General features: G+C 66.9%; 28 protein-coding genes. 14 read left to right on the forward strand and 14 right to left on the reverse strand.

The genetic code is table 11. From position 1 onward, the window contains the following. Positions 1 to 3 precede the first annotated feature (3 nt). From ACNSTU_RS12975 to pmbA, 6 genes are all read left to right on the forward strand, one after another. Positions 4 to 603 (forward strand): Maf family protein, encoded by a 600-nt coding sequence (locus tag ACNSTU_RS12975; protein WP_290633397.1) that lies wholly within the window; start codon positions 4 to 6, stop codon positions 601 to 603. Beyond that, positions 603 to 2,078: a ribonuclease G gene (gene rng / locus ACNSTU_RS12980; protein WP_290637789.1), complete on the forward strand. Its 1,476-nt coding sequence runs from the start codon at positions 603 to 605 to the stop codon at positions 2,076 to 2,078. The genes ACNSTU_RS12975 and rng overlap by 1 nt, the downstream gene beginning before the upstream one ends. Before the next feature lie 113 nt (positions 2,079 to 2,191). After that, positions 2,192 to 5,614: a YhdP family protein gene (locus tag ACNSTU_RS12985; RefSeq protein WP_418212451.1), complete on the forward strand. Its 3,423-nt coding sequence runs from the start codon at positions 2,192 to 2,194 to the stop codon at positions 5,612 to 5,614. Positions 5,615 to 5,681: 67 nt separating this feature from the next. Further along, positions 5,682 to 6,581 (forward strand): carbon-nitrogen hydrolase family protein, encoded by a 900-nt coding sequence (locus tag ACNSTU_RS12990; RefSeq protein ID WP_290637787.1) that lies wholly within the window; start codon positions 5,682 to 5,684, stop codon positions 6,579 to 6,581. A gap of 7 nt (positions 6,582 to 6,588) precedes the next feature. Beyond that, the gene (gene tldD / locus ACNSTU_RS12995; protein WP_290637786.1) at positions 6,589 to 8,031 is read left to right on the forward strand and encodes a metalloprotease TldD; all 1,443 of its coding nucleotides are present in this window, start codon (positions 6,589 to 6,591) and stop codon (positions 8,029 to 8,031) included. A gap of 177 nt (positions 8,032 to 8,208) precedes the next feature. Next, on the forward strand, positions 8,209 to 9,564 hold the full coding sequence (gene pmbA / locus ACNSTU_RS13000) for a metalloprotease PmbA (RefSeq protein ID WP_290634460.1): 1,356 nt from the start codon (positions 8,209 to 8,211) through the stop codon (positions 9,562 to 9,564). Positions 9,565 to 9,588: 24 nt separating this feature from the next. Here the strand turns inward: pmbA and ACNSTU_RS13005 are convergent, their stop codons facing one another. From ACNSTU_RS13005 to ACNSTU_RS13070, 14 genes are all read right to left on the reverse strand, one after another. After that, positions 9,589 to 9,927: a type 1 pili tip component gene (locus ACNSTU_RS13005; RefSeq protein WP_290636928.1), complete on the reverse strand. Its 339-nt coding sequence runs from the start codon at positions 9,925 to 9,927 to the stop codon at positions 9,589 to 9,591. Between the two features lie 118 nt (positions 9,928 to 10,045). Beyond that, a complete protein-coding gene (locus tag ACNSTU_RS13010) occupies positions 10,046 to 10,315 on the reverse strand; it encodes an HPr family phosphocarrier protein (protein ID WP_290636929.1) in 270 nt (89 codons plus the stop codon). A gap of 4 nt (positions 10,316 to 10,319) precedes the next feature. After that, positions 10,320 to 10,730, reverse strand: a complete 411-nt coding sequence (locus ACNSTU_RS13015) for a PTS sugar transporter subunit IIA (protein WP_290634466.1) — start codon at positions 10,728 to 10,730, stop codon at positions 10,320 to 10,322. Continuing rightward, the gene (gene rapZ, locus ACNSTU_RS13020) at positions 10,727 to 11,596 is read right to left on the reverse strand and encodes an RNase adapter RapZ (protein ID WP_290634468.1); all 870 of its coding nucleotides are present in this window, start codon (positions 11,594 to 11,596) and stop codon (positions 10,727 to 10,729) included. The genes ACNSTU_RS13015 and rapZ overlap by 4 nt, the downstream gene beginning before the upstream one ends. Further along, complete coding sequence (locus ACNSTU_RS13025) at positions 11,593 to 12,096, reverse strand: hypothetical protein (protein ID WP_290634470.1); 504 nt, start codon at positions 12,094 to 12,096, stop codon at positions 11,593 to 11,595. The genes rapZ and ACNSTU_RS13025 overlap by 4 nt, the downstream gene beginning before the upstream one ends. After that, positions 12,093 to 12,566 carry a PTS IIA-like nitrogen regulatory protein PtsN gene (gene ptsN / locus ACNSTU_RS13030; protein ID WP_366213900.1) on the reverse strand — a complete coding sequence of 158 codons (474 nt, stop codon included), beginning with the start codon at positions 12,564 to 12,566 and terminating at the stop codon, positions 12,093 to 12,095. The genes ACNSTU_RS13025 and ptsN overlap by 4 nt, the downstream gene beginning before the upstream one ends. A 78-nt stretch (positions 12,567 to 12,644) precedes the next feature. Beyond that, a complete protein-coding gene (gene hpf / locus ACNSTU_RS13035) occupies positions 12,645 to 12,983 on the reverse strand; it encodes a ribosome hibernation-promoting factor, HPF/YfiA family (RefSeq protein ID WP_290634472.1) in 339 nt (112 codons plus the stop codon). A gap of 48 nt (positions 12,984 to 13,031) precedes the next feature. Then, entirely contained in the window at positions 13,032 to 14,612 is a 1,581-nt protein-coding gene (locus ACNSTU_RS13040) for an RNA polymerase factor sigma-54 (RefSeq protein ID WP_418212452.1), read from the reverse strand. A 153-nt stretch (positions 14,613 to 14,765) separates the two neighbouring features. Continuing rightward, entirely contained in the window at positions 14,766 to 15,491 is a 726-nt protein-coding gene (gene lptB / locus ACNSTU_RS13045; protein ID WP_418212453.1) for an LPS export ABC transporter ATP-binding protein, read from the reverse strand. Further along, positions 15,488 to 16,042 carry a lipopolysaccharide transport periplasmic protein LptA gene (gene lptA / locus ACNSTU_RS13050; RefSeq protein WP_290634478.1) on the reverse strand — a complete coding sequence of 185 codons (555 nt, stop codon included), beginning with the start codon at positions 16,040 to 16,042 and terminating at the stop codon, positions 15,488 to 15,490. Before lptA ends, lptB begins: the two co-directional genes overlap by 4 nt. Further along, complete coding sequence (lptC, locus tag ACNSTU_RS13055; protein ID WP_290634480.1) at positions 16,026 to 16,601, reverse strand: LPS export ABC transporter periplasmic protein LptC; 576 nt, start codon at positions 16,599 to 16,601, stop codon at positions 16,026 to 16,028. The genes lptA and lptC overlap by 17 nt, the downstream gene beginning before the upstream one ends. Then, entirely contained in the window at positions 16,588 to 17,148 is a 561-nt protein-coding gene (locus ACNSTU_RS13060) for a KdsC family phosphatase (protein ID WP_366213904.1), read from the reverse strand. The genes lptC and ACNSTU_RS13060 overlap by 14 nt, the downstream gene beginning before the upstream one ends. Beyond that, a complete protein-coding gene (locus ACNSTU_RS13065) occupies positions 17,148 to 18,152 on the reverse strand; it encodes a KpsF/GutQ family sugar-phosphate isomerase (RefSeq protein ID WP_290634482.1) in 1,005 nt (334 codons plus the stop codon). The genes ACNSTU_RS13060 and ACNSTU_RS13065 overlap by 1 nt, the downstream gene beginning before the upstream one ends. A 48-nt stretch (positions 18,153 to 18,200) precedes the next feature. Further along, positions 18,201 to 19,142, reverse strand: coding sequence for a sodium:calcium antiporter (locus ACNSTU_RS13070; protein ID WP_290634484.1), 942 nt, complete (start codon positions 19,140 to 19,142; stop codon positions 18,201 to 18,203). A 135-nt stretch (positions 19,143 to 19,277) separates the two neighbouring features. Here ACNSTU_RS13070 and ACNSTU_RS13075 point away from each other — a divergent pair, with 135 nt between their 5' ends. The 8 genes from ACNSTU_RS13075 (at position 19,278) to hisG (ending at position 24,601) form a co-directional block, all read left to right on the forward strand. Continuing rightward, positions 19,278 to 20,117 carry an ABC transporter ATP-binding protein gene (locus tag ACNSTU_RS13075; RefSeq protein WP_290634486.1) on the forward strand — a complete coding sequence of 280 codons (840 nt, stop codon included), beginning with the start codon at positions 19,278 to 19,280 and terminating at the stop codon, positions 20,115 to 20,117. Next, complete coding sequence (mlaE, locus tag ACNSTU_RS13080; RefSeq protein WP_290634488.1) at positions 20,114 to 20,890, forward strand: lipid asymmetry maintenance ABC transporter permease subunit MlaE; 777 nt, start codon at positions 20,114 to 20,116, stop codon at positions 20,888 to 20,890. The genes ACNSTU_RS13075 and mlaE overlap by 4 nt, the downstream gene beginning before the upstream one ends. Before the next feature lie 35 nt (positions 20,891 to 20,925). Then, positions 20,926 to 21,393 carry an outer membrane lipid asymmetry maintenance protein MlaD gene (mlaD, locus tag ACNSTU_RS13085; RefSeq protein ID WP_290634490.1) on the forward strand — a complete coding sequence of 156 codons (468 nt, stop codon included), beginning with the start codon at positions 20,926 to 20,928 and terminating at the stop codon, positions 21,391 to 21,393. Beyond that, the gene (locus ACNSTU_RS13090; protein WP_290634492.1) at positions 21,386 to 22,021 is read left to right on the forward strand and encodes an MlaC/ttg2D family ABC transporter substrate-binding protein; all 636 of its coding nucleotides are present in this window, start codon (positions 21,386 to 21,388) and stop codon (positions 22,019 to 22,021) included. Before mlaD ends, ACNSTU_RS13090 begins: the two co-directional genes overlap by 8 nt. Then, the gene (locus ACNSTU_RS13095) at positions 22,018 to 22,320 is read left to right on the forward strand and encodes an STAS domain-containing protein (protein WP_290634494.1); all 303 of its coding nucleotides are present in this window, start codon (positions 22,018 to 22,020) and stop codon (positions 22,318 to 22,320) included. The genes ACNSTU_RS13090 and ACNSTU_RS13095 overlap by 4 nt, the downstream gene beginning before the upstream one ends. Positions 22,321 to 22,383: 63 nt before the next feature. After that, the gene (locus tag ACNSTU_RS13100) at positions 22,384 to 22,629 is read left to right on the forward strand and encodes a BolA family protein (RefSeq protein WP_290634496.1); all 246 of its coding nucleotides are present in this window, start codon (positions 22,384 to 22,386) and stop codon (positions 22,627 to 22,629) included. A 46-nt stretch (positions 22,630 to 22,675) separates the two neighbouring features. Next, positions 22,676 to 23,935, forward strand: a complete 1,260-nt coding sequence (murA, locus tag ACNSTU_RS13105) for a UDP-N-acetylglucosamine 1-carboxyvinyltransferase (RefSeq protein WP_290634499.1) — start codon at positions 22,676 to 22,678, stop codon at positions 23,933 to 23,935. A 24-nt stretch (positions 23,936 to 23,959) separates the two neighbouring features. Further along, positions 23,960 to 24,601, forward strand: a complete 642-nt coding sequence (gene hisG, locus ACNSTU_RS13110) for an ATP phosphoribosyltransferase (protein WP_290634501.1) — start codon at positions 23,960 to 23,962, stop codon at positions 24,599 to 24,601. Positions 24,602 to 24,614 lie beyond the last annotated feature (13 nt).

Below are 24,614 nucleotides of genomic sequence, written 5' to 3' on the forward strand. Positions count from 1 at the left end.
AACATGGCGTCCGAGACATCGTCCGAAATCTACCTGGCGTCGCGGTCAGCGCGCCGCCGGGAGCTGCTGCAGCAGATGGGGCTGCCTTTCACGCCACTGGATGTGGCCGTGGACGAGACCTTCGACCCGGAAGAAAGCGCGGAGGTCTTCGTCATCCGCCTCGCCCTGGAGAAGGCCCGGGCCGGCTGGGCCCAGGTGGAGGGGAGCCAGCCGTTGCCGGTGCTGGGTGCGGACACCGTGGTCGTCATGGACGACCAGGTCCTCGGCAAACCGGGCACCCGCGACGAGGCGGTCGCCATGCTGGAGATGCTCTCCGGCAACGAACACCGGGTCCTCACCGGGGTTGCGCTGGTGGACGACCGCGAAGCAACCCGGCTCAGCGTCAATCGCGTGCAGTTCCGTGAGCTGACGCCCGCGGATATCGATCGCTACTGGGCGTCCGGCGAACCCGAGGGCAAGGCGGGTGCCTACGCGATCCAGGGCCGCGGCGGCGTGTTCGCGGAGTACCTGGAGGGCAGCTACTCCGGCGTCATGGGGCTGCCGCTGTTCGAGACGGCGGATCTGCTGGACGAGTTCGATATCGACTACCGCCGGCACTGGTAATGAGCCAGGAAATTCTGATGAACTGCACGCCACAGGAAACCCGTGTGGCGGTGGTGGAGAATGGCGTTCTACAGGAAGTCTCCGTGGAGCGCACGCGGCGGCGCGGTCTGGTGGGCAACATCTACAAGGGGCGCGTCCAGCGCGTCCTCCCCGGCATGCAGGCGGCGTTCGTGGAAGTGGGCCTGGAACGCACAGCGTTCCTGCACGCCTCCGACGTCGCCGTGGCGCCGGACAGTGAAACCGGCGAGACCCGCCTGCGTCGGCCGGTGCCGGACATCCAGCAGCTGCTCCATGACGGTCAGGAGATCATCGTTCAGGTGATCAAGGATCCCATGGGTACCAAGGGCGCCCGGCTGACCACCCATCTGACCATCCCCTCACGGAACCTGGTGCTTTTGCCCCGCAGCCGCAACCTGGGGGTGTCCGGGCGGATCGAGGACGCCGCGGAGCGCGAACGGCTCCGCCAGATCGGCCAGCGCTTCCTGGACGAGGGCGATACCGGTGGCTACATCATCCGTACGGCCGCAGAGCAGGCGCCGGAAAGCGCGCTGGAGGCGGACCGCCGCTTCCTCTGCAAACTCTGGGAGAACGTGGCCGCGCGCGCCCGCGAAGCCAGGGCGGGGCAGTGCATTCACGAGGACCTGCCGCTGGTGCTGCGCTCCCTGCGCGACATCATGAGCAGCGAGGTGGAGCGCATCCGCATCGACTCCCGCGAGAACTTCCAGAAGGTCCAAGCGTTCTGCGAGCAGTTCTTCCCCGAAATGAACGCCCGGCTCGAAGCCTATCCCGGGGAGCGCCCGCTGTTCGACTTCTACGGTGTCGAGGAGGAGATCCAGCGTGCCCTGTCGCGCAAGGTGGAGCTGAAGTCCGGCGGTTATCTGATGATCGACCAGACCGAGGCCATGACCACCATCGACGTCAACACCGGCGCCTACGTGGGTAGGCGCAACCTCGAAGAAACCATCTTCAAGACCAACCTCGAGGCCGCCCAGGCCATTGCCCGTCAGGTGCGCCTGCGCAACCTGGGCGGCATCATCATCCTCGACTTCATCGACATGCAGGACGAGGAGCACAAGCGCCAGGTGCTGCGGGCACTGGAGAAGAGTCTGGAAAAGGACCACGCCAAGACCCAGATCAGCGGTGTCTCCGCCCTGGGTCTGGTGGAGATGACCCGCAAACGCACCCGCGAATCCCTGGAACATATCCTGTGTGCGCCGTGTCCAAGTTGCGATGGCCGCGGCTTCATGAAAACCCCCGAGACCGTCTGCTACGAAATCTTCCGGGAGCTGATGCGGGAAGCGCGCCAGTTCGAGGCGGAGCAGATGCTGGTGATCGCGTCACGCCCGGTGGTGGACCTCATGGTCGAGGACGAGAGCATGAGCGTGGCGGAACTGGAAGAGTTTATTGGGCGGCCCATCACATTTCAGGCAGAACCCTTGTATGCACAGGACCAGTTCGATGTCGTCCTGATGTAATCTAGTAGCTGAACGTCGCTGCTTGACCCCGGACGGGCCATGGATGCCTTGCTCGCCATGATTCATTCTCATTCACCGATGCCGCTCGCGGGATGCGCGCGGTGCGGAACGCCATGCTGACCCTGCTTACCCGGACCTTTCGCGTCGTCGTCGGGCTGCTGGCGGCGCTGCTCGTGCTGCTGGCGGTGGCGTTCGCCCTCGCGCGGCTCGGCGTGCACTACCTGCCCGAGTACCGGGCCCAGGTGGAAAACCGCCTGGGCGAGGCCGTCGGTCAGGATATCCGCATCGAGGGGCTGCAGGCGCACTGGGCGTGGAGAGAGCTGCGGCTGACGCTGGATGGCGTGCGCCTTGGCGACGGTGAAGACAGCCTCCAGCTGCCGCGCCTGGAGGTCAGCCTGGATCTGCTGGCCTCGCTGCAGGATCGCATGGTGCGCCTGGATGAGCTGGTGCTGGTGGAGCCTCGGCTCACGGTGCAGCGCGACTCCGATGGCGCTTTCCGCGTCGTGGGCGTGGGTATCGAACCGGGTGTCGCCGGCCTTGATGAGCTGGACGTCCTCATGGCGCAGCCCGGCCGTCTGCGGGTCCGGGATGGGCGCATGGACCTGCTGGACCTGGTCCACCAGGAGCGGTACCGCTTCGCCGATCTCAACGCCGCACTGGATGAGGTTGATGGCCAGCGCCGCCTTGCGGGGGCAGGGGCGCTACCCGATGGGTGGGGCGGCCGCGTGCGCTTCGCCGTCCACTGGCCGGTTGCCGCCGACCGTCCACTGACCGACGGGCCGGTGGAGGTGTACGCCGAGGGCCAGGACGTCAACGCACGGGTGATGGAACGCATGCTGGGCCGTCCCGGAGAGCCGCCCTACGCCGCGCTCAGTGGCTCCCTGGAGCTATGGGCCAGTTTCCGTGAAGGTCTGCCGCAGCCGGATGGCCGGCATCGCGAAGGGAATCTGCTGGTGCTTGCCCGGGACGGCGCGGCCGACATGCCCTACCTCTTCCGCGAACGCATCCCGTTCAGCGAGCTGGACGCCGAGGTGGCCTGGAGCCTGAACGACGACGGCTGGACGGTGAACGTGGGCCGCTCGCGGGTGCTCAATGACGACGGTGAAGTCCACGGGCGGGTTCGCGTCGACAAGCCGTGGGACAGTGCGCCATTCCTCGATATCCGCGCCAGTGTCGACGGTCGCCCCGGCAACGCCGCCAATACCGGGCGTTACCTGCCGGTGGCCATCATGATGCCGGCGTTGGTGGAATGGCTGGACGGCAGCATTCTCGCCGGCACCGCCCGCAACGCGGACGTGGTGTTCCACGGTCGTGCGGACCACTTCCCCTTCGACAATGGCACCGGACGCTTCCACGTGCGCGCCGATGTGGCCGACGTGACTCTTGCCTACCACCCGGAGTGGCCGGAGATCTCCGAACTGGATGGTGCTCTCCAGTTCGAGGGGCGCTCCATGGCAATCGACGCGACTGATGGTGTCATCAGCGGCGCGCGGATTCGGGAGGCCCGGGCCTCCATTGATGACCTCCAGCGCAGCCCGCTGCGGGTGGGCGGCGCGTTCTTCGGTTCCGGCGACGCCTATTTCGACTTTCTCTCCACCATGCCCGCCGGCGGCGACGTGCTTGCCGGGCCGCTGGGTGCGCTGCAGCTTGACGGGCAGCACGACCTGGAACTCGGGCTGGTCATCCCGTTCGACGGCGAGCCGGTCACCATCGACGGTACCGCCACTCTCAACGATGGTCGGCTGCGACTGCCCGACCGGGATCTGGCCATTGAAGGCCTGGACGGGCAGGTGCACTTCCACCGACGCGGCATCCACGCCGAGGGTGTCACCGGGCGTTTCCTGGACGGCCCGCTGACGCTGGCCGTCAGCACGGACGATACTGGTACGGCGAGTGATCGCATCCGTCTCGCCGTGGCGCTGGATGCGCTGGATGCGCAGCGCCTGGAGACGGCGCTCACCGGGCGAAGCGGGCTGCTCTCCGGCACCGGTGCCGCGCGGGTCGACGTGCGCTTCCCGGTCTTCGACGCCGACCCCGAGCAGCAGGATCTGGCGGTGGATGTCGCCATGGCGTCGGCGATGAACGGCATCGGTGTGGCCATGCCGGTGCCGCTGGGGAAGCCCGAGGCGGGCGAACGGCCGCTGGCGCTGTCGTTCCGCATCGGCGCCGAGGGCCTTGAGCCCGTGCGACTGGACTACGGTGACGACGTCAATGCAGCGATGGCGGTCGACCACGAGGCGGGGCTGCAGAGCGCGGCAGTGCGCTTTGGCGGCAACACGGCGCCGTTGCCGCCGGTGGGCAGCATCCGCGTCGACGGCCTGCTGCCGGCGCTGGATCTGCTTGCCTGGCACAGGTGGGCGGACCACTGGCTGCCGGAGGATGCTGGCGACGAGGAGGGCCCGGAGCTGGATGCTGTCGACCTGACGGTCGGCGCGCTCGACCTGGGTGACGGGCTGCGTTTCCGCCACCAGCGGATCCGCGGCGAGCGTGATGTCACCGGCTGGCTGTTTCGGCTGACAGGGGAAGACCTTGCCGGCGAGCTGCGCTGGCCCGAGTCTCCCAATCTCGCCGTGGAGGCGGATCTCGACCACCTGCGACTGCCAGTGCCGGACGAGCCGGACACCAGTGACGAACAGCCGGCGGGCGGCGACGCACCGCTCGCCGACGTCGATCCGGCAACGCTGCCGAGCCTGCGGGCGCAGGTCGACCGGCTGGAGCTGGACGGCCGCCTGCTGGGCAGCCTGCAGCTTCTGGGCGGCCCGGACGACAGCGGCTATCGCCTCAACAACGTCCTCCTGCGTGGCGAGCACCATACCCTCACCGGCACGGCAGGCTGGTTCCGGGACCCGGGCCACCGCACGGAGCTGGCCATTGATGTGCGCAGCGACGACATGGGCGGGCTCATGTCCGGCCTTGGTTACCAGGATATCATCCGCGGGGGCAGCGGCCGGGCGAGTTTCGACCTGCATGCCCGCTCTGTGCCAATGCCCCTGGATCTCGAGACATTATCCGGCGATGTCTCCCTGCGTCTGCGTGACGGCCATCTGACCCAGGTCGAACCGGGTGCCGGCCGGGTGTTCGGATTGCTCAGTGTCGCCAACCTGCCGCGCCGGCTCATGTTCAACTTCGGCGATGTCTTTGACGAGGGGTTCGCCTTTGATCGCATCGACGGCGAGTTTCTCATCGAGGACGGCATTGCCACCCCCGGGATGCTCGCCATGGACGGCCCGGCGGCCCGGGTCGAAGCCACCGGGCCCCTCGACCTGAAGGAGCGCACGTACGATCAGCTGGTCACGGTAACGCCGCGTGCCTCCGCGACGCTGCCCATTCTCGGCGGGGTGTTCGGCGGCCCCCCGGGGGCGGCAGCCATGCTGCTGGCGCAGCAGGTGTTCAGCGGCGGGGTGGATCGCGTCGCACAACTGCGGTATCAGGTCACCGGCCCGTGGGCCGACCCGGTGATCGAGCCCGTGCGGCGGGTTCAGCAACCGGCTGCCGCGCCGCTGGAGCCCGGGGTCGCACCCGGTAACGCCAACTGATGCGTGGTTGAAGAGACGACTCCCGCCCGTCCGGCGTACAATGCAGGAAACGGGGAGGAGCGGCGTGATGACGAATAACAGTCTACACTCCGGTACGCGTGTGGCGGCCGTGCAGATGGCGTCCGGCCCGCTGGTGGAAGGCAACCTCCACGAGGCAACGCGCCTGGTCGGAATGGCCGCAGAGGCCGGTGCCGAGTTCGTGGTTCTGCCCGAGAACGTCGCGATCATGGGCATGGATGAGTTCGCCAAGCTCAACCACGTGGAAACCGATGCGGGCGGCCCCATCCAGGACTGTTTCGCCGGTCTGGCGCGCCGGCACGGCGTCTGGCTGGTGGCGGGCACCATTCCCATGCGCGGTGACGACCCCCGTCGTGTCCGGGCTGCCTGTCTGGTCTACGACGATCGCGGCGAGCGGGTTGCCCGCTACGACAAGCTGCACCTATTCGACGTGGACGTGGACGGCGAGTCGGCCTACCGGGAATCCGCCACCTTCGAGCCCGGGGAACAGGTGGTGACGGTGGGGACGCCGTTCGGTTGTATGGGGGTTGCCGTCTGTTACGATCTGCGATTCCCCGAGCAGTTCCGGGCCATGGTGGACCGGGGCGCCGAGTTCTTCGTGCTGCCCTCCGCGTTCACCGCCCGCACCGGGGAAGCGCACTGGCGGCCGCTGCTGCAGGCGCGCGCCATCGAGAACCAGTGCCACATCATCGCGTCCGGCCAGGGTGGCTATCACGTCAACGGGCGTGAAACCCACGGCGACTCCCTGATCGTCGACCCCTGGGGGCGCATCCAGGACAGCCTGGCGCGGGGCTCGGGTGTCGTGCTCGGGGCGCTGGACCGCCAGCGCCTCGCCGACGTCCGCACGCGCTTCCCGTCTCTGCGCCATCGCCGACTCAGCTGTGCGGATGCCGTACAGGCTCCGGCGGCCGGATCCACCGCTGCCAAGGCAGCAAACAACGAGGCCTGAGATCACTATGGAACAGACGCTGTCGATTGCGACCGAGCGCCTGCTGGAGCCCGCCGGACTCGGCGATGCAGCCCTGGACGACGTGTTCGGCCGCCTGATGGGGCCGGGGGTTGATGCCGCCGACCTCTACTTCCAGGCGACCCGGCACGAGACCTGGATGCTGGAAGATGGCCTGGTCAAGCGCGGCAGCCACAGCATTGATCAGGGGGTTGGGGTCCGCGCCATTGCCGGCGAGAAGACCGGCTTTGCCTACTCCGATGAGATCGTGCTGCCCGCGCTGCTGGAAGCCTCCGGTGCCGCCCGCGCCATTGCGCGCTCCGGCCACGAGCGTCGGGTGCAGGCTTGGCGCCGGGGGACCGGTCTCAATCTCTATCAACCGGACAGCCCCCTCGAGTCCATGAGTGACGCGGACAAGGTCGATCTGCTGCGCCGCGTGGAGGCCGAGGCGCGGCGTCAGGATTCGCGGGTGGAGCAGGTCATGGTCAGCCTCTCCGGGTTGCAGGACACCGTTCTCGTCGCCGACCACGAGGGCCGGCTCACGGCCGACGTGCGGCCGCTGGTTCGTCTGAACGTCTCCGTGCTGGTGGAACACAAGGGCCGGCGCGAGAACGGCAGCGCTGGCGGCGGTGGCCGGCACGGCTACAGCGTGTTCGTGGATCAGGGCCAGGCGCTGGCCTATGCCCGGGAAGCCGTCCGCCTGGCGCTGGTCAATCTGGAGGCGGTGGACGCGCCTGCGGGCACCATGCCCGTGGTGCTCGGGCCCGGCTGGCCGGGCGTGCTGCTTCACGAGGCCGTGGGGCACGGCCTCGAGGGGGACTTCAACCGCAAGGGTACATCGGCCTTCGCTGGCCGCATCGGCGAGCAGGTGGCCTCCGAGTACTGCACCGTGGTGGACGATGGCACCCTGCCGGGCCGGCGCGGTTCGCTCAACGTCGATGACGAGGGCGTGCCCACCGAGAGCACCGTGCTGATCGAGAACGGCAGCCTCGCCGGTTACATGCAGGACCGCATGAACGCCCGCCTCATGGGCATGCAGCCCACGGGCAACGGCCGGCGCGAGTCCTACGCGCACCTGCCCATGCCGCGCATGACCAACACCTACATGCTTGCCGGGCCCCACGATCCGGAGGAGATCATCCGATCCGTCCAGGACGGCATCTATGCCGTCAACTTCGGCGGCGGCCAGGTAGACATCACCTCGGGCCGGTTCGTGTTCTCGGCGAACGAGGCGTATCTGATCGAGAATGGCCGGGTCACCCGGCCGGTCAAGGGGGCGACGCTGATTGGTAACGGCCCCGAGGTGCTGAAGCAGGTGAGCATGGTCGGCCACGACCTGAAACTGGATACCGGCATCGGCGTCTGCGGGAAGGAGGGCCAGAGCGTCCCCGTGGGCGTCGGGCAGCCAACACTGAAAGTGGACGCCCTGACCGTCGGCGGAACCGAAGCCTGACGGTACCAGGAATCAGCGAATCGCAGGTCAATCGCCTATCGCGCCGGACCGGTTGCCCCGGTTGCGGACCGTCATCGGCCATGGACGGCCGATGACGAGCCTACAGGGATGGACTCGCAGGCGTGTCCGCAACCGGGGCAACCGGTCCGGCGCCCCAGATGGCAAGGAACACATACGATGACATCACCAACCGTGACCGCCAGCGCCGCGCTCCCCTCGGAAGCCGATCTGGAGCGCATCGTCGAGCAGGTGCTGGCCGAGGCCAGCAAGCAGGGGGCCACCGGTGCCGAGGCGTCGGTGAGCGTGGGTACCGGGCTGTCCGTGCACGTGCGCCGCGGCGAAGTGGAGACCCTGGAGCATGAGCGCGATCGGGCCATTGCCGTGGCCGTCTACTTCGGCCACCGGCAGGGCACCGCCAGCTCCAGCGACTTCTCCGCCGACTCCGTGCGCGACACGGTCGCCGCCGCCTGCAGCATCGCCCGGTACACCTCCGACGACCCGGCGCAGGGGCTGGCCGACCCGGAGCGGATGGCCACAGAGCTGCCGGATCTGGATCTCGATCATCCCTGGGGCCTGAGCGCGGATGATGCCATCGAGCTGGCGCTGACCTGCGAAGCCGCTGCCCTGGATGCCGATCCGCGCATCAGCAACTCCGAAGGCGCCGGCGTCAGCACCGGTCGTTCGCTGCGGGTGTATGGCAACTCGCACGGGTTTCTCGGCAGCGTCACCGGGACCCGCCACGGCCTGAACTGTGTGGTCGTCGCCGGAGAAGGGGTCGGCATGCAGCGCGATTACTGGTATACCGTGGCCCGGGAGCCCGGGGCGCTGGAAGAGGCCGCCGCGGTGGGCCGGCGTGCCGCCGAGCGGGCGGTGCGCCGCCTCGGCAGCACCCAGGCGGAGACCGGGCGGATGCCGGTGCTCTACGTCCCCGAGACCGCGCGCGGGTTGATCGCGCATTTTCTCGGTGCCGTGCAGGGCAGTGCGCTCTATCGCAACTCGTCGTTCCTGCTCAACCACCTTGGCGAACAGATTTTCCCGGAGCACGTCACCATGGCCGAATACCCGCATCTGCCCAGGGCGCTGGGCAGCGCGGCGTTCGACGGCGAGGGGGTGGCAACCGCCGACCGCACACTGGTGGAGGCAGGCGTGCTGCGCGGATACGTGCTCGACAGCTACTCTGCGCGCAAGCTGGGCATGGCCACCACCGGCAACGCCGGGGGCGTGCACAACCTCACGGTCCAGCCGGGTTCGCTGGATTTCGACGGCCTGCTGCGGGAAATGGGCGACGGCCTGGTGGTCACCGAACTCATGGGGCAGGGCGCCAATACCGTGACCGGCGACTACTCCCGCGGGGCCGCGGGCTTTCTCGTCAGGAACGGGCAGCTCGACCAGCCCGTGGAGGAGATTACCGTTGCGGGCAATCTGAAGGACATGTTCCGTACTCTGCGTGCGGTGGGCTCGGATACGGACACCCGTGGCGCCATCCGAACCGGATCGATCCTGCTGGACGACGTCATGGTGGCGGGGCGGTAGTCCGCCGCCGCCCGGCCCCCGCGGTCAGGACGAACCCTGCTTGCGCTGCAGTCGCTCCAGGTGCTTGCGGGTGAGGGCGTTGAAGCGTGGTGTCGTGCCCGCGTCCTCGTAGATCGGATCGCCCTGGTCGTCCTCGGCAATGACCTGCTTGCCCTGGATATAGGGGAAACCGGCCTCCAGATCGTCCAGCGCAGCAGAGAGGAGATCCGTGATCAGGTCCTGTTCCGACCGTCCGGGGTACATCTCCCGCAGGGCGGCGAGTTTGGCTGCATCGTGGATGGGCAGGTGGACTGCGTAGGTTGCCACCGTGCGGCGTTCACCGGCTGATGTCTCCCAGGCTTCGATAAGTTGCTTGACCTTCATGGGCACCCCCTCCCTTGGTCCTGCCGGCACGCGGGACGCCGCCGGCAACTCGAAACCGGGCATGGCCCGTTGCCTTCAGTGTATCACCGCATGGACGGGAGGCACCGTGCCATGTTGCCTATTCCGCCTCCTCGAAGCGCGCGTTGATCAGCGTCTCCAGTGCGTCCAGGGCGTCGGAGGCATCCTCGCCGTCGGCCTCCAGCGTGAGCGTCGTTCCCCGCCCGGCGGCCAGCATCATCATGCCCATGATGCTCTTGCCGTTGACGGTCTTGCCGTCGCGGTGAACCTGAATTCCGGCCTGATAACGCCCTGCCATGGCGACGAACTTCGCCGCCGCGCGGGCGTGCAGGCCGAGCTTGTTGATGATCGTGACGTCGCGGGTTGGCACGCGTCTACTGCTCCTTTCTTGTTCTGAACCGTTCCACCAGCAGGACACCGTCCTGCCCGCCCGTGAGCGCCTTGTCGGCCAGTTCCGTCAGGCGCAGGCCCGGGTAATTGAAGATGCGCAGCAGCATCGGCAGGTTGACGCCGGCCACCACGGTGATGCGCTGGTCGCCGGCAAGACTGGCCGCCACGTTGCTTGGGGTCGAGCCGTAGGCGTCGGTGAGCACCAGCACGCCGTCGCCGTCGTCCAGTTCATCGACCATCTCCCGCGCGCGACGCATCATCTCCGCCGGATCCATGTCCTGGAGCACATCCAGGGTCTGCGTCTGCAGCGGGCAGAAGCCGAGGGTCTCCTTGGCGGTCTCCAGAAGCTCCCAGCCGATGCGGTTGTGGGTAACCAGCAGGATGCCGACGCTCATGACAGCTCCCGGTGTCTCACGCTGACGTCCTGGGTCCCGTCCCGGAAGTGTGTCGCCAGCCGGTCGCTCAGGTAGACGGAGCGGTGTTGCCCGCCGGTGCAGCCGATGGCCACTGTCAGGTAGCTGCGGTTCTCGCGCTTGAAGGCGGGAATCCAGCGCTCCAGGTAGTCGCGGATGTCCGCGAACATCGTCTCCACCTCGCCGTGGGACGACAGGTACCCCGCCACCGCGGCGTCCAGCCCCGTCAGCGGGCGCAGATGCGGCTCCCAGTGCGGGTTGGGGAGCACGCGCACGTCGAACACGAAATCCGCATCACTGGGAACACCGTGCTTGAAGCCGAACGACTGGAACAGCAGCGACAGTTGCCGGGAGTGGCCGATGAGCCGCTCGCGCACGAGCTCCCGCAGCTGGTGCAGCGTAGTCGCCGTGGTGTCGATGACCAGATCCGCGCGCGACTGGATGGGCACCAGCAGCCGGCGCTCCCGGTCGATGGCGTCGGCCAACGGGATGTCGCCGGTACTCAGGGGATGCCGGCGGCGGGTCTCCGAGAACCGCTTGATCAGTGTGTCGTCGTCGGCGGTGAGGAACAGGATCTCCGGGCGGATCCCGGTGACGGTCTCCAGCTCGGCGAGTATGCCGGAGAACGCCTCGAGGTCCGTCATGCGGTTGCGGGCGTCGACGCCGACGGCATAGTGATTGGCCGTGCCCGGTTCCAGGCTGGTGATGTGCTCGCCGAAGGACGACAGCATGGTCACGGGCAGGTTGTCGATGCAGTAGCAGCCGCTGTCTTCCAGTGTATGGAGCGCCACAGTTTTGCCGGAACCGGACAACCCGCTGACGATAATCAGGCGGGTGTGTTCGCTCATACCGTACCTCCTGTCAGTTGATCGCCAGCGTGTAGCCGGGCGACGACTTCGACCAGCAATGCCAGTGGACGTTCCGGAGATACGGGCAGTGTGATGCGTGGTACGGTCCGGCCGAGGAGCAGGGTGTCGTCGACGGTGGGTGCCAGCCGCGGCCAGTCGGCCCACGACCGGGGCGACGTCAGCCGGATCACCCGGTCCACGGGCGCGCGCTCCGCCACGGTGTGGCTGCCGAACAGGGTGGTGACAGGCTGGGGGCCGAGGCCGCGGATTTCCAGCCAGCCCGCCAGTGCAGAGGGAGCCCGGCCATACAGCACCCCGTCTTCCACGGACAGGGTGACGGCATCGTCGGCGATCAGCCGGTGTCCGCGCTCCAGCAGTCGCAATGCCGTGTCACTCTTGCCGGTACCGCTTTCGCCTGTGATGAGGAGCCCGCAGCCATTCACGCTGACCAGCACCCCGGGAACGGTGGTGCCCGTGTCACCGGTCACGCGATCACTCATGTGCTCCCCTGGGTGGCCTCCCAGTCCCTGAGCAGCTCATAGACGGCATCGGCATCGCGGGCGTCGCGGAGCCTACGGCACAGGGGCTGGTCGCTGAACATTTCGGCGAGCCGGGCGAGAATCTGGAGGTGTTCGTCGGTGAAGTGCTCGGGTACAACCAAGGCGAACAGGAGATCGACGGGTTCGTTGTCGAAGGCGTCGAAATCGATGGCCTCGCTGGTGCGGATGAAGGCGGCGGTGGCCGAGTCATTGCCGTCCATGCGGGCGTGGGGCAAGGCGACGCCGTGACCGAGCCCGGTACTGCCGAGTTTCTCGCGGCTGATCAGCTTGTCGAAGATGGCGTTGGCCGGCAGGGCGGAGTCGGAGTCGGCCACCATATCGCTGAGGAGTTCCAGGCCCCGCTTCTTGCTGGTCACCTGGATGTCGCAGGCGATGCGCTCCGGTGTGATTAGGTCGGCAATCTTGATCATGCTTGTCCACGCAGGGTCGTGTCTGCGGATTCGGAAGTCGGCGGCGGTCCCTCGCTGGCGACCGCCGCTCCGCGCTGTTCAGTCCTCGTCACCCTCTCCCTGGGCCTTGGCCTGGGCGCCTTCGTTGCGCCGGTGGTCAGTGACCTTCTCCTTGTGCTTCTTCACCTGCCGGTCGAGCTTGTCGATCAGTCCGTCGATGGCAGCATACATGTCTTCGGCGCTGGCATCAGCGTAGAGCTTGGCGCCGCTGAGCAGCATGGTGGCCTCCGCCTTCTGACGCAGCTTCTCCACCGTCAGAATCACGTGGACGTTCACCACGTTGTCGAAGTGGCGCTCCAGCTTGTCCATCTTGGAATGCACGTAGTCGCGCAGTGCTTCAGTGAGATCCACATGGTGCCCGGTGATGTCGATCTGCATAGAGACTCCTCCCGAATGAGAGCCGGAAACGGCGAACCCCTTGTTGCCTCAGGCAATCCTTTTTCGTTCGTTCGACGAGGCAATGGACATGGATTCACGATACTTTGCCACTGTCCTTCGCGCCACATCGATTCCTTCATTTTTCAGGATTTCGGCCAGTTTGCTGTCACTGAGGGGCTTGCGGGCGTCCTCTTCGGCGATCAGCCGGCGAATCCGGGCGCGGATAGAGGTCGCCGAGCACTCCTGTCCATCCACGGTATGCACGTGGCTGGAGAAGAAGTACTTGAACTCGAACGTGCCGCGCGGCGTGTACATGTACTTCTGCGTGGTGATCCGGGAGATGGTGGACTCGTGCATCTCCACCTCTTCCGCCACCTCGCGCAGCACCAGCGGCTTCATGGCTTCCTCGCCCTGCTCCAGGAATTCCTGCTGGTGATTGACGATGCAGGTCGCGACCTTAAGGAGAGTCTCGTTGCGGCTCTTCAGGCTCTTGATGAACCAGCGCGCCTCCTGCAGATGCTGACGCATGGTGGCATTGTCGTTGCCCTGGTCGCCGCGCCGGACCAGGCCCGCGTAGTAACTGTTGACGCGGATCTTCGGTGACGCCTCGGGGTTGAGCTCCACCCGCCAGGCACCGCGCTCCTTGCGCACATAGACGTCGGGGACCACGTACTCGGCTGTGGGCGTGCCGATCTGGGAGCCGGGCCGAGGGTCCAGGGTGCGGACCAACTCCAGCACCTGGCCGAACTCTTCCTGGGTGACCTTGAGCTTGCGGGTGAGAGGCCCGAGCTGGCGGCTGCCGAGGAGGTCCAGGTGCTTGTCCACCAGCAGACGCGCTTCGGCGAGCCAGGGGGTGTCGTCCGGGAACTGTTCCAGCTGCACCAGCAGTGCTTCGCGCGGGTCCAGGGAGGCCACGCCCAGGGGGTCGAACCGCTGGATCAGGTGGCGGACGGCCTCCACCTCGTCAGGTTCGACCGGTTCGTCGCCGTCGGTCACCGATTCGCAGATCTCGTCCACGGTGACGCCGAGGTAGCCGTCGTCGCGCACGCCGTCGATGATGGCCTCGGCGATGGCCATGTCGCGCTCACTGAAATGGGAGAGTTGTGCCTGCCACAACAGGTGGTCATGCAGGCCGCCGCCATCGCCGGCGGTGCGATTCTCCCACGCCTCGCGCTGCTCATCGTCCCCGCCGGGGGCGCTGTATGCGGTGCTGCCGTCGTAGATGTCGTTCCAGTCGGAGTCCAGGGGCAGGTCGTCTGGGATGTCGCTCTGGTCGCTGGCTGACTTGTCTTCGGCGCCGTCGTGATCGTCCACCGTGTCGGCCACGTCCGGCGCGGTGTCGGTGTCCGTGGTGTCGCTGCCGGCGGACTCGCCGTCGCTGGTCGCGGCTTCCCCGTCGTGCTGCTCGGAGCCGGCGTCGTTACCGTCATCGCTGCGGTCGGTTTCGGTGACCGCCTCGTCGCCCTCGTCAAGCTCGTCGGCGGGCTCCAGCATCAGGTTGGAATCCAGCGCCTGCTGGATTTCCGTGCGCAGCTCCAGGGTCGACAGCTGCAGCAGCTTGATGGCCTGCTGGAGCTGCGGCGTCATGGTGAGCTGCTGACCGAGACGTAGCTGCAGCGACTGTTTCATTGGCGATGCCTCTCTCCTGCCGCCCCTCGGGCCGCGGGTCAGGCCAGGCCTGCATACGAGTGGGTTGATAACCCTATCGTAACTGACTCTGTCGCTGGTTAGAACATTGGCCCGATACTTGCGTGGGCTGAGCGAAAGTGCTACGGAGCGTGGTCACAGGCGGAAGTGTTCACCCAGGTACACCTCGCGGACCTGCCTGTTCGCCAGGACTTCCTCCGAACTGCCGCGAGCGATGACCTCGCCCTGGGCAAGGATGTAGGCGCGCTGGCAGATGCCGAGCGTCTCGCGCACGTTGTGGTCGGTGATCAGCACGCCGATCTCCCGGTCCGCCAGGTGGCGGATGATTTCCTGGATATCGAGCACGGAGATCGGGTCGACGCCGGCAAAGGGCTCGTCCAGCAGGATGAACTGCGGGTTGGCGGCCAGTGCCCGGGCGATCTCGACACGCCGGCGTTCGCCGCCGGAGAGACTGATGCCGTTCTGGTCGTGGAGGTGGCCGACGTTGAATTCGTCCAGCAGCTCCCGGGCGCGCTCCCGGCGCTGCTTGCGATTCAGTTCGGGGCGGGTCTCGAGGATGGCCAGCAGGTTGTCCATTACGGTGAGCTTGCGGAAGATCGATGCTTCCTGGGGCAGATACCCGACGCCGCGGCGGGCACGTATGTGCATGGGCAGGTCGGTGATGTCGTTGCCGTCCAGCTCGATGCGCCCGCCGTCGGCCTGTACCAGGCCGACCACCATGTAGAAGCATGTGGTCTTGCCTGCGCCGTTGGGGCCGAGCAGCCCGACCACCTCGCCGCTGGAGACTTCCAGTGATGCGCCGTGGACGACGGTCTTGCGGCGGTAGGTCTTCACCAGGTTCTCGGTGCGCAGCAGGCTCACTCGTCGTCTCCGTTGTCCTCGTCGTCGGGGAACAGCCGGATCTGCACGCGACGTCCGGTCTCGGGCTCACCCCGTGCATGCACCAGGTCGGCAACCACTTCATACTCGATGCGCTCGCCGGTGAACGTGTTCCGCCCCTGGGTCAGCCGCGCGCCCTCCAGCAGGATGACCCGTTCGGGCCCGGTGGCGTAGTACTCCATGCGCGGCGCTTCGGCCTCGATGGCGCGGCGGTCATCGCCACCGCGCTGGTTGTAGACGGCGGGTTCACCTTCCACCACCACATGGTCCAGGGCCTGGTTGCCACCGTCATCTTCCCGCAGGTGGACGGTCATGCGGTCCCCGGTAATGCGCCTCGGGCCGCGGGTGAGCACCACGTTGCCGGTGTACACGCTGACGCCGCGGGCGTTGTCGATCTCGGCGTTGTCCGCGTCCAGGTCGATGGGCTCGGCCTGGGCGCTGCCAATGCCGAGCAGGAACAGCAGGGCCGCAAGGAGCAGTGCCGGCCGCGTCTGTCTCCTGTTGCGGGCTGCAGGGTTACTCGGGTACGTCATAACGACCTCTCACCTCGGACAGCAGTTCCACCAGTTCCCGGTCGAGATACGCGCGCACGCCGACACCCTCGATACGCGCGCCATCGCGCCAGTAGACGGCATGACGGTCCGTTTCCGCGTACCGGCGCTCGGGTTCCAGGTGAACCTCGCTGGTATCCACGTTGGCGGGCAGGTTGTCGCTGCCGCCGGCGCGCCGAATCTCCACCTCACCCTGAAGGTGGACGTTCTCGACGTTGTTCGTGGCCCGGCCACGTTCCGCGCGCAGATGCCACGGTTCGCCGGACTCGACGAAGTAGGTGATCTCCGGGCGGTCCATCAGCCAGAGGTCCCGGCCCTGGAAGTGTTCCATGCGCGGCGAGACGACCTGGTAGGTCGGTGTGCCCTCGTCACTGGTGGCATGCATGGTAAACGTTTCCATGAAGTAGTCCGGTCGCTGTTCGGCGTCCTCCGGATCCACCTCCAGTGGCTCGTGGGTATCCTCGTCGAGGACCCACCAGCCCACCGCGACCAGCAGGATCACGGCGACGATGCGGAACGTCCAGCGCTTATCCGGAAGCATAATCCGAGATCATCCCGTCCAGCGCGCCGCGCGCCGCCAGCAACAGCTCGGCCATCTCGCGGACCGCGCCGTGGCCGCCGCCCCGGCGTGTCACGTAATGGGCGGTCGCCTGGACCGCCGGATGAGCGTTGGCTACGGCGAATGCCAGGCCGGCGCGGCGCAGCACCCCCAGGTCGATTAGGTCGTCTCCGGCGAATGCGGCCTGGGCGGGCGGCAGCCCGGTGCGCTCCAGCAGTGACGCCCACGCCGCGGGCTTGTCGTGTTGGCCGAAGTAAGTGAAGCCAATCCCCAGATCGTCCGCGCGACGCTGCAGCGGTGCGGACTGGCGGGCGCTGATGATGGCGGTGTGAATGCCCGCACGCTCCAACAGGCGCAGGCCGAGGCCATCCATGATGTTGAAGGCTTTGAGGGTCTCGCCCTCGGCGCCGTAGTAGACGGTGCCGTCCGTGAGCACCCCGTCCACATCCAGGGCGAGCAGGCGGATGCCCGCGGCGCGCTCTCGCAGGGCATCATCCAGTTCTGGTGCCAGGGAGGGAGGAGCCATCATCAGACCACCCCCGCGCGCAACAGGTCGTGCATGTTCAGTGCGCCGACCACGCGGTCTTCGTTATCGAGAACGATGACCGCGTTGATCTTGTGCTCTTCCATGGTCTGGAGTGCCTCGGCGGCAAGGCTGCCAGCTTGGATGGTCTTGCACTGGCGGGTCATCACGTCGGCAACGGCCGTCTGGTGCAGGTCGATGCCCTGGTCCAGGCTGCGGCGCAGGTCGCCGTCGGTGAATATGCCCACCAGCCGCTGACTGTCGTCCATGACGGTGGTCATGCCCAGCCCCTTGCGGCTGACTTCCACCAGCGCGTCGCGAACCGATGCCGTGGGCGGCACCTGTGGCACGCCGTCGTCCTTGTGCATGATGTCGTCGATGAGCAGCAGCAGGCGTCGTCCCAGCTTGCCGCCGGGGTGGGAGCGGGCGAAGTCCTCACGGGTGAAGCCGCGCGCTTCCAGCAGCGAGACCGCCAGCGCGTCCCCCATGGCCAGGGCTGCGGTGGTGCTCGATGTGGGCGCCAGATTCAGGGGGCAGGCTTCCTGCTCCACGCCCACGTGAATGTTCACCGATGCCGCCTGCGCCAGGGTGGACTGCGGCTTGCCGGTCATGGTGATCAGCGGCACCCCGAGGCGCTTGATCAGCGGCAGGATGGTAATGATCTCGTCCGTCTCGCCGGAGTTCGACAATGCCAGCACCACGTCCCGCGGCGTGATCATGCCGAGGTCGCCGTGGCTGGCCTCGCCGGGGTGGACGAAGAACGCCGGTGACCCGGTGCTCGCCAGGGTGGCGGCGAGCTTGCCGGCGATATGCCCGGACTTGCCCATGCCCAGGACGACGATGCGCCCCTCGCAGCCGAGCATGTAGTGGCAGGCGCGGACGAAGTTGCCGTTGACCCGCGGCAGCAGATCGGCAATCGCCGCTGCCTCCGTTTCCAGAACCGCGCGGCCGAGCGCCTGCAGGCGCTCGTCCGTGACCTGGCTGGTCACCTGGTCCGTGTTTGCATTCATCGCGTGTGAGGCTCCGTCTTCAATCTTCGTAGTATGCCTTTGCGCAGGTCACCATAGATAGAGTGCCCCCTGGTAGCCGGCGTAGAGCGTGACCATGGCGACCCCGATGAGGCGGGCGCCGGTCATCCGTCCCGTGGCGAGCAGGATGAGCGGGATGGTCAGCAGGGCCATCAGAAAGCCGTCGCGCAGGAGCACCTCCGGTGACAGGGCAAATGGGCTGATGATCGCCGCCAGGCCGAGCACGGCCAGCAGGTTGAACAGGTTGGAGCCGATCAGGTTGCCATAGAGCAGCCCCAACTCCCGTCGGCGTGCGGCGGCAATGGCCGTGGCGAGCTCCGGTAGGCTGGTGCCGACCGCGACAATGCTGAGGCCGATCACCAGTTCACTGATGCCGGCGCGCTCTGCCAGCAGGACTGCCGCCCACACGAGGACCCGTGCGCTGGCCAGCAGGAGCAGCAGCGCGACCGCGATGGTGGCTGCGCTGCGCAGGCGGGACATGGCGGGCGCCTCTGGCTCCACGCCCACGGCCGGGGCGCCGCGCCGGCTGGTGTAGAGCAGCCAGGCGAAGCTGCCAAGCAGGCCGGTCATCAGCGCCGCGCCCTCGAGACGACCCAGATACAGGTCGGCAATCAGCAACAGTGTGACCGTGGTCGCCAGCGCTAGCAGAGTGACGGTCGCGCCTTGGCCGGCATGCTGACGCGCCAGCGGGAAGACTGCCAGGGTCAGCCCGAGAATCAGGCCGACGTTGGCGATATTGGAACCGACCGCATTCCCCAGTGCCAGTTCCGGTTCGCCGTCCAGGGCGGCGAGCGCGGAGACAAGCAGTTCCGGGGTTGAAGTGCCGAAGCCAATGATGAAAAGCCCGACCAGCAGCGGCGCCAGCCCCAGGTGCAGTGCCAGTGCCGAGGCGCCGCCCACGAGGCGGTCCGCGCTCCAGGCGAGCACGATAAAGCCGGCGACGAGCGTCAGCCAGGGGAGCAGGGCCTGCATGGACGGATCCTTGATGCGGACGAAACCGCGGCGATGATACCAGTCCGCAGGGCTGACCGCTCGGTCATTGACTCTCCGTGGGGCTTGCCGGATACTCGACCCGCTTCAAGCCCATCGCGCGCCGGACCCGAGTCTATGGCCGATCCAACTGCTGCAGGTGACGTGCTCGTCGAGATCCGGGACCTCCATTTCGCCCGGGGAGAGCGTGTGCTGTTCGACGGGGTGGATCTGCGCATCCGGCGCGGCGAGGTCACGGCCATCATGGGGCCGAGCGGCACCGGCAAGACCACGCTGCTGAAACTCATCGGCGGCCAGCTGCAGCCCGCCAGCGGCACCGTGCATGTAGACGGTGAGAACGTCCACGCCCTGTCTCTGGGCGACCTCTATGTCCTCCGCCGCCGCATGGGCATGCTGTTCCAGAGCGGCGCGCTGTTCACCGATCTCAACGTATTCGACAACGTCGCCTTTCCCCTGCACGAGCACACCGATCTGCCGGAGACCCTGGTCCGTGACCTGGTGCTTCTCAAGCTCCAGGCAGTGGGGCTGCGCGGTGCGCGCGACCTGATGCCGGCTCAGCTCTCCGGTGGTATGGCCCGGCGCGTTGCCCTGGCCCGTGCCATCGCTCTCGATCCGACCATGGTGATGTACGATGAACCCTTCACCGGGCAGGACCCCATTTCCATGGGCGTGCTGGTGGACCTCATCCGACGGCTCAATGATAGTCTGAACCTGACCAGCATCATCGTCTCGCACGACGTGGCCGAGACGGCGCGCATCGCCGATCGCATTCACGTGCTGTCCGGTGGCCGGATCGTCGAGTCCGGCACGCCGGAAGCACTGTATGCCTCAGAATCCGAGTGGGTGCGGCAGTTCATGCATGGCCTGCCGGACGGGCCGGTCCCATTTCATTATCCCGCCGCGGTGGGCTTTGATGATGACCTGCTGGGCGACGCGGGGAGCCGGCGCGCATCATGACCGATCTCCTGCAGCGCATCGGTGCAAGAACGCTGGGGATCGCCGAGCGCCTCGGTCGCGCTTTTCTGTTTCTGCTGCGTGCGCTCGCCGCCGTGCCGTCTCTCGTGTTGCGGCCGGGGCTGGTGGTGCAGCAGATCTACTCGGTGGGCGTGCTGTCTCTGGTGATCATCGTGGTCTCCGGGGTCTTCGTGGGGCTGGTGTTGGGCCTCCAGGGCCACACCACGCTGGTTAACTTCGGCGCCGAGCAGTCACTGGGCGTTCTGGTGGCGCTGTCCATCGTGAGAGAGCTCGGCCCGGTGGTGACCGCGCTGCTTTTCGCCGGCCGCGCCGGTTCCGCGCTGGCGGCGGAGATCGGGCTCATGAAGAGCACCGAGCAGCTCTCCGGCATGGAGATGATGGCGGTGGACCCGATGCGGCGGATCATCGCGCCGCGGCTGCTGGCCGGCTTCATTGCCATGCCCCTTCTGGCGGCGATTTTCAGTTTTCTTGCCATCTTTGGGTCATACGTCATCGGCGTGGGTCTGCTGGCGGTCGACGCTGGCGCATTCTGGGGGCAGATGCAGGACGCGGTGGACTTCCGCGAAGACATTCTCAACGGCGTCATCAAGAGCCTGGCGTTCGGCTTCGTGGCAAGCTGGATCGCCGTGTTCGAAGGCTATGATGCCGAGCCCACGTCCGCGGGCGTCAGCCGGGCCACCACGCGTGCCGTGGTGCACACCTCGCTGGCCGTCCTCGGGCTTGATTTCGTGCTCACTGCGCTGATGTTTGCATAACAAGGCAGGCGATTCGCCTGGTACCGGGAGCCGGCATGGGAAGGAACAGACGACTCATCGAGATCTGGGTAGGCGTTTTCGTGGCGCTGGGTTTTGCCGCGCTGTTCGGTCTCGCCATGCAGGTCAGCAACGTGCAGTTCTTCGACGCCCGCGAGGGTTACGAGGTGGAGCTGCGGTTCGAGAACATCGGTGGGCTGCGGGCCCGGGCGCCGGTGACCGTCGGCGGCGTGCGGGTTGGCCGTGTGGCCGAGGTTGGCCTGGACGCCAACACTTACGAGGCGGTGGTGCGCGTGCGCATCGACGACACCTATCAGTTGCCCGAGGACACCAGCGCCAGCATCTACACCTCCGGGCTTCTGGGTGAGCAGTACATCGCTCTGGATCCCGGTGGTCTGGATTTCTATCTTCAGGATGGGGACGAGATCACGCTGACCCAGTCCGCGCTGGTGCTCGAGCGCCTGATCGGCCAGTTCCTGTACCAGATGGGAGACAGCGATGACTGAGATGATGCGCGCCTGGCGCGGAATTCTGTTCCTTACAGCGTTGCTGTTGCTGCTTCCGGTCACCGCATTGGCGGATCACAAGAGCCCGGAGCAGATCGTGCGTGACACCACCGGCACGGTACTGGAGAAGCTGCGCAGCTACGACGGCGACCTCTCCGAGAGCCCGGAGTACGTCTACGGCGTGGTCCGTGAGGATGTGCTGCCCTATTTCAACTTCCAGCTCATCACCCGGTTTGCGCTGGGGCGCCACTGGAACGATGCCACCGAGGAGCAGCGCGAGCAGTTCACGGAGGAACTCAGGACCCTGCTCGTGCGCACCTATTCCCAGCCCCTGCTGGAGTACAACGGCGAGGAGGTGCGTTTCCGTTCTGAGCGGGTCGACGAGGAGCGGGGGCGGGCGTCCATGCAGATGGAAGTCCACCAGCGCGACGGCCCGGCGATTCCGCTGACCTACCAGTTCCGCAAGCACGATGAACATGGCTGGCAGGTCTACGATGTTGTCGTCGAGGGGATCAGCCTGGTTACCAACTATCGCGACACGTTCAACAGCGAGATCCGGCGCAACGGCATGGACGGGCTGATCGAGCGGTTGCGTGAGCGCAACCGCCGGGGAGAGACGGATCTGTGAGTGCGGGACGGCTGAGCCGGGTCGATGGCGGGCTGCGTCTGGAGGGTGAGCTCGGGTTCGCCACGGCGAGGTTGCTGTGGCAGGAGGCGGCCGAGCATCTGCCGGTCGCAGGTACCGTCACGGTTGACTTGGCGGGCGTGACGCGGGCGGACAGTGCCGGGGTTGCCCTGCTGATTCACTGGACCCGGATCCAGCGGGATCACGGTGGTGGCGTCGAGTTTGTTAACATACCTGCTCAGATGCGTTCCATCGCCCGGGTCAGCGGCGTCGACGGGATTCTGCCGTTGTCGGACCAGTAAGCCCGCGCTGCCTTCGCCGGGGGTGGATTGGTCGAACACTGCACACAGGAGTACCGGCTCGTCATGATGGAGCCCCAGGAAATCAAGAAGCTGATCGAGGACGGCCTGCCGGACTGTCACGCCACCGTTCAGGGCGACGGCCGCCATTTCCAGGCCGTGATCGTCAGCCCCGCGTTCGAGACAAAGGCGCCTCTCGCTCGGCATCGGCTCGTCTACGGTGTGCTGGAGCAGCACATCCACTCCGACGAGCTACACGCGTTGTCCATGCGCACCCTGACCCCCGAGCAGTGGGACCAGGAGCAGGGCTGACCCTCTCCCGGGGCCGTTCGCCCCGCTTGCATACCGGATTCGATCAATGGAGAAACTCACTATCAACGGCGGGGGGGCGCTGGACGGCAGCATCCGTATCTCCGGGGCCAAGAACGCGGCGTTGCCGATTCTCTCGGCGACTCTGCTGGCCGATGGCCCGATGACCATTGGCAACATCCCCCACCTGCACGACATCACCACCACCATGGAACTGCTGGGGCGCATGGGCGTTCGGCTGACGGTGGACGAGCGCATGAGCATTGAGGTGGATCCGACCACCATCGACAGCCTTTACGCGCCCTATGAGCTGGTGCGGACCATGCGTGCGTCCATACTCGTGCTGGGCCCGCTGCTGGCGCGCTACGGCCAGGCGGACGTCTCCCTGCCGGGTGGCTGCGCCATCGGTTCACGGCCGGTGAACCTGCACATTGACGGGCTGAGCGCCATGGGCGCGGACATCACCGTCGAGGGCGGCTACATCCGTGCCCGGGCAAGCCGGCTCAAGGGGGCGCGGATCGTGCTGGACCTGATCACCGTTACGGGGACGGAGAATCTCATGATGGCCGCGACCCTGGCGGAGGGCACGACGGTCATCGAGAACGCCGCTCGCGAGCCCGAGGTGGTGGATCTGGCAGACTGCCTCAATGCCATGGGCGCACGGGTCAGTGGCGCAGGTACGGATACCATTACCATCGAAGGGGTGGAGCGTCTCCATGGCACCGAATACCAAGTGCTCCCGGACCGCATCGAGACGGGCACCTACCTGGTGGCCGCAGCGATGACCGGCGGCCGCGTGCACCTGCGTGACACACGCGCCGGGCTGCTGGACGCGGTGCTGCAGAAGTTGCGCGAAACCGGAGCGGAGATCGACGTCACCGACGATGCCATCACCCTCGACATGCACGGGCGGCGGCCGAAGGCGGTGAGCCTGCGTACCGCCCCGTATCCCGCGTTTCCCACGGACATGCAGGCCCAGTTCTGCGCGCTCAATGCCGTGGCCGAAGGCGGCGCCACCGTCACCGAAACCGTCTTCGAGAACCGCTTCATGCACGTGCTGGAGATGCAGCGCATGGGGGCGGATATCCGGCTCGAGGGCAACACGGCCATCAGCCGCGGCGTCGACGCACTGAAGGGGGCGCCGGTCATGGCCACGGATCTGCGCGCCTCGGCCAGCCTGGTGCTGGCCGGGCTGGTGGCCGAGGGCGAGACCGAGGTCGATCGCATCTACCACATCGACCGCGGTTACGAATGCATTGAGGAGAAGCTGGCACAGCTTGGCGCCGAAATCCGCCGTGTGCCGGCCTGACGGCAGTTGGAGAGGCAACAAGTCATGGCGGATTCCCTGACCATCGCGCTGTCCAAGGGGCGCATCCTGGAGGACACGCTGCCGTTGCTGGCGCAGGCTGGCATTGAGCCCACGGACGATCCGGGCCGCAGTCGCAAGCTAGTGCTCGACACCACCGACCCGGTGGTGAAGCTGGTCATCCTGCGCGCCACGGATGTGCCCACCTACGTGGAGTACGGCGCGGCCGACGTGGGGGTTGCCGGCAAGGACGTGCTGCTGGAGCATGGAGGCGAGGGACTCTATGAGCCCCTGGATCTCGGTATCGCCCGTTGCCGCATGATGGTCGCCGGCTTTCCCGGTGCCAACGCGGGGCGGGGCAAAGTTCGGGTGGCCACCAAGTTCGTGAACATCGCCCGGCGCTACTTCGCCGAGCAGGGGCGTCAGGTGGAGACGGTGAAGCTGTACGGCTCCATGGAACTCGCGCCCATCGCCGGCCTGTCGGACCTCATCGTGGATCTGGTGGATACCGGGAATACACTGCGTGCCAACGGCCTGGAGCCGCTCGAGCATATCGCCGACATCAGCTCCCGGCTGATCGTCAACAAGGCGGCGATGAAGATGAAGCACCGCCGCATCAAGGCATTCACCGAACGCCTGGCCGACGCCGTCGGCGGACGTGCGGCCTGACAGGGGGATAGGG

This window comes from Aquisalimonas sp. APHAB1-3 (assembly GCF_048323695.1).
Taxonomy (GTDB): Bacteria; Pseudomonadota; Gammaproteobacteria; order Nitrococcales; family Aquisalimonadaceae; genus Aquisalimonas.

Excerpts from the sequence above, each read along its gene's own strand:
- ACNSTU_RS12975 (WP_290633397.1), top strand. The coding sequence starts at position 4 with ATGGCGTCCGAGACATCGTCCGAAATCTACCTGGCGTCGCGGTCAGCG.
- rng (WP_290637789.1), top strand. The coding sequence starts at position 603 with ATGAGCCAGGAAATTCTGATGAACTGCACGCCACAGGAAACCCGTGTG.
- ACNSTU_RS12985 (WP_418212451.1), top strand. The coding sequence starts at position 2,192 with ATGCTGACCCTGCTTACCCGGACCTTTCGCGTCGTCGTCGGGCTGCTG.
- ACNSTU_RS12990 (WP_290637787.1), top strand. The coding sequence starts at position 5,682 with ATGACGAATAACAGTCTACACTCCGGTACGCGTGTGGCGGCCGTGCAG.
- tldD (WP_290637786.1), top strand. The coding sequence starts at position 6,589 with ATGGAACAGACGCTGTCGATTGCGACCGAGCGCCTGCTGGAGCCCGCC.
- pmbA (WP_290634460.1), top strand. The coding sequence starts at position 8,209 with ATGACATCACCAACCGTGACCGCCAGCGCCGCGCTCCCCTCGGAAGCC.
- ACNSTU_RS13005 (WP_290636928.1), bottom strand. The coding sequence starts at position 9,927 with ATGAAGGTCAAGCAACTTATCGAAGCCTGGGAGACATCAGCCGGTGAA.
- ACNSTU_RS13015 (WP_290634466.1), bottom strand. The coding sequence starts at position 10,730 with ATGAGCGTCGGCATCCTGCTGGTTACCCACAACCGCATCGGCTGGGAG.
- rapZ (WP_290634468.1), bottom strand. The coding sequence starts at position 11,596 with ATGAGCGAACACACCCGCCTGATTATCGTCAGCGGGTTGTCCGGTTCC.
- ACNSTU_RS13025 (WP_290634470.1), bottom strand. The coding sequence starts at position 12,096 with ATGAGTGATCGCGTGACCGGTGACACGGGCACCACCGTTCCCGGGGTG.
- ptsN (WP_366213900.1), bottom strand. The coding sequence starts at position 12,566 with ATGATCAAGATTGCCGACCTAATCACACCGGAGCGCATCGCCTGCGAC.
- hpf (WP_290634472.1), bottom strand. The coding sequence starts at position 12,983 with ATGCAGATCGACATCACCGGGCACCATGTGGATCTCACTGAAGCACTG.
- ACNSTU_RS13040 (WP_418212452.1), bottom strand. The coding sequence starts at position 14,612 with ATGAAACAGTCGCTGCAGCTACGTCTCGGTCAGCAGCTCACCATGACG.
- lptA (WP_290634478.1), bottom strand. The coding sequence starts at position 16,042 with ATGACGTACCCGAGTAACCCTGCAGCCCGCAACAGGAGACAGACGCGG.
- lptC (WP_290634480.1), bottom strand. The coding sequence starts at position 16,601 with ATGCTTCCGGATAAGCGCTGGACGTTCCGCATCGTCGCCGTGATCCTG.
- ACNSTU_RS13060 (WP_366213904.1), bottom strand. The coding sequence starts at position 17,148 with ATGATGGCTCCTCCCTCCCTGGCACCAGAACTGGATGATGCCCTGCGA.
- ACNSTU_RS13065 (WP_290634482.1), bottom strand. The coding sequence starts at position 18,152 with ATGAATGCAAACACGGACCAGGTGACCAGCCAGGTCACGGACGAGCGC.
- ACNSTU_RS13070 (WP_290634484.1), bottom strand. The coding sequence starts at position 19,142 with ATGCAGGCCCTGCTCCCCTGGCTGACGCTCGTCGCCGGCTTTATCGTG.
- ACNSTU_RS13075 (WP_290634486.1), top strand. The coding sequence starts at position 19,278 with ATGGCCGATCCAACTGCTGCAGGTGACGTGCTCGTCGAGATCCGGGAC.
- mlaE (WP_290634488.1), top strand. The coding sequence starts at position 20,114 with ATGACCGATCTCCTGCAGCGCATCGGTGCAAGAACGCTGGGGATCGCC.
- mlaD (WP_290634490.1), top strand. The coding sequence starts at position 20,926 with ATGGGAAGGAACAGACGACTCATCGAGATCTGGGTAGGCGTTTTCGTG.
- ACNSTU_RS13090 (WP_290634492.1), top strand. The coding sequence starts at position 21,386 with ATGACTGAGATGATGCGCGCCTGGCGCGGAATTCTGTTCCTTACAGCG.
- ACNSTU_RS13100 (WP_290634496.1), top strand. The coding sequence starts at position 22,384 with ATGATGGAGCCCCAGGAAATCAAGAAGCTGATCGAGGACGGCCTGCCG.
- murA (WP_290634499.1), top strand. The coding sequence starts at position 22,676 with ATGGAGAAACTCACTATCAACGGCGGGGGGGCGCTGGACGGCAGCATC.
- hisG (WP_290634501.1), top strand. The coding sequence starts at position 23,960 with ATGGCGGATTCCCTGACCATCGCGCTGTCCAAGGGGCGCATCCTGGAG.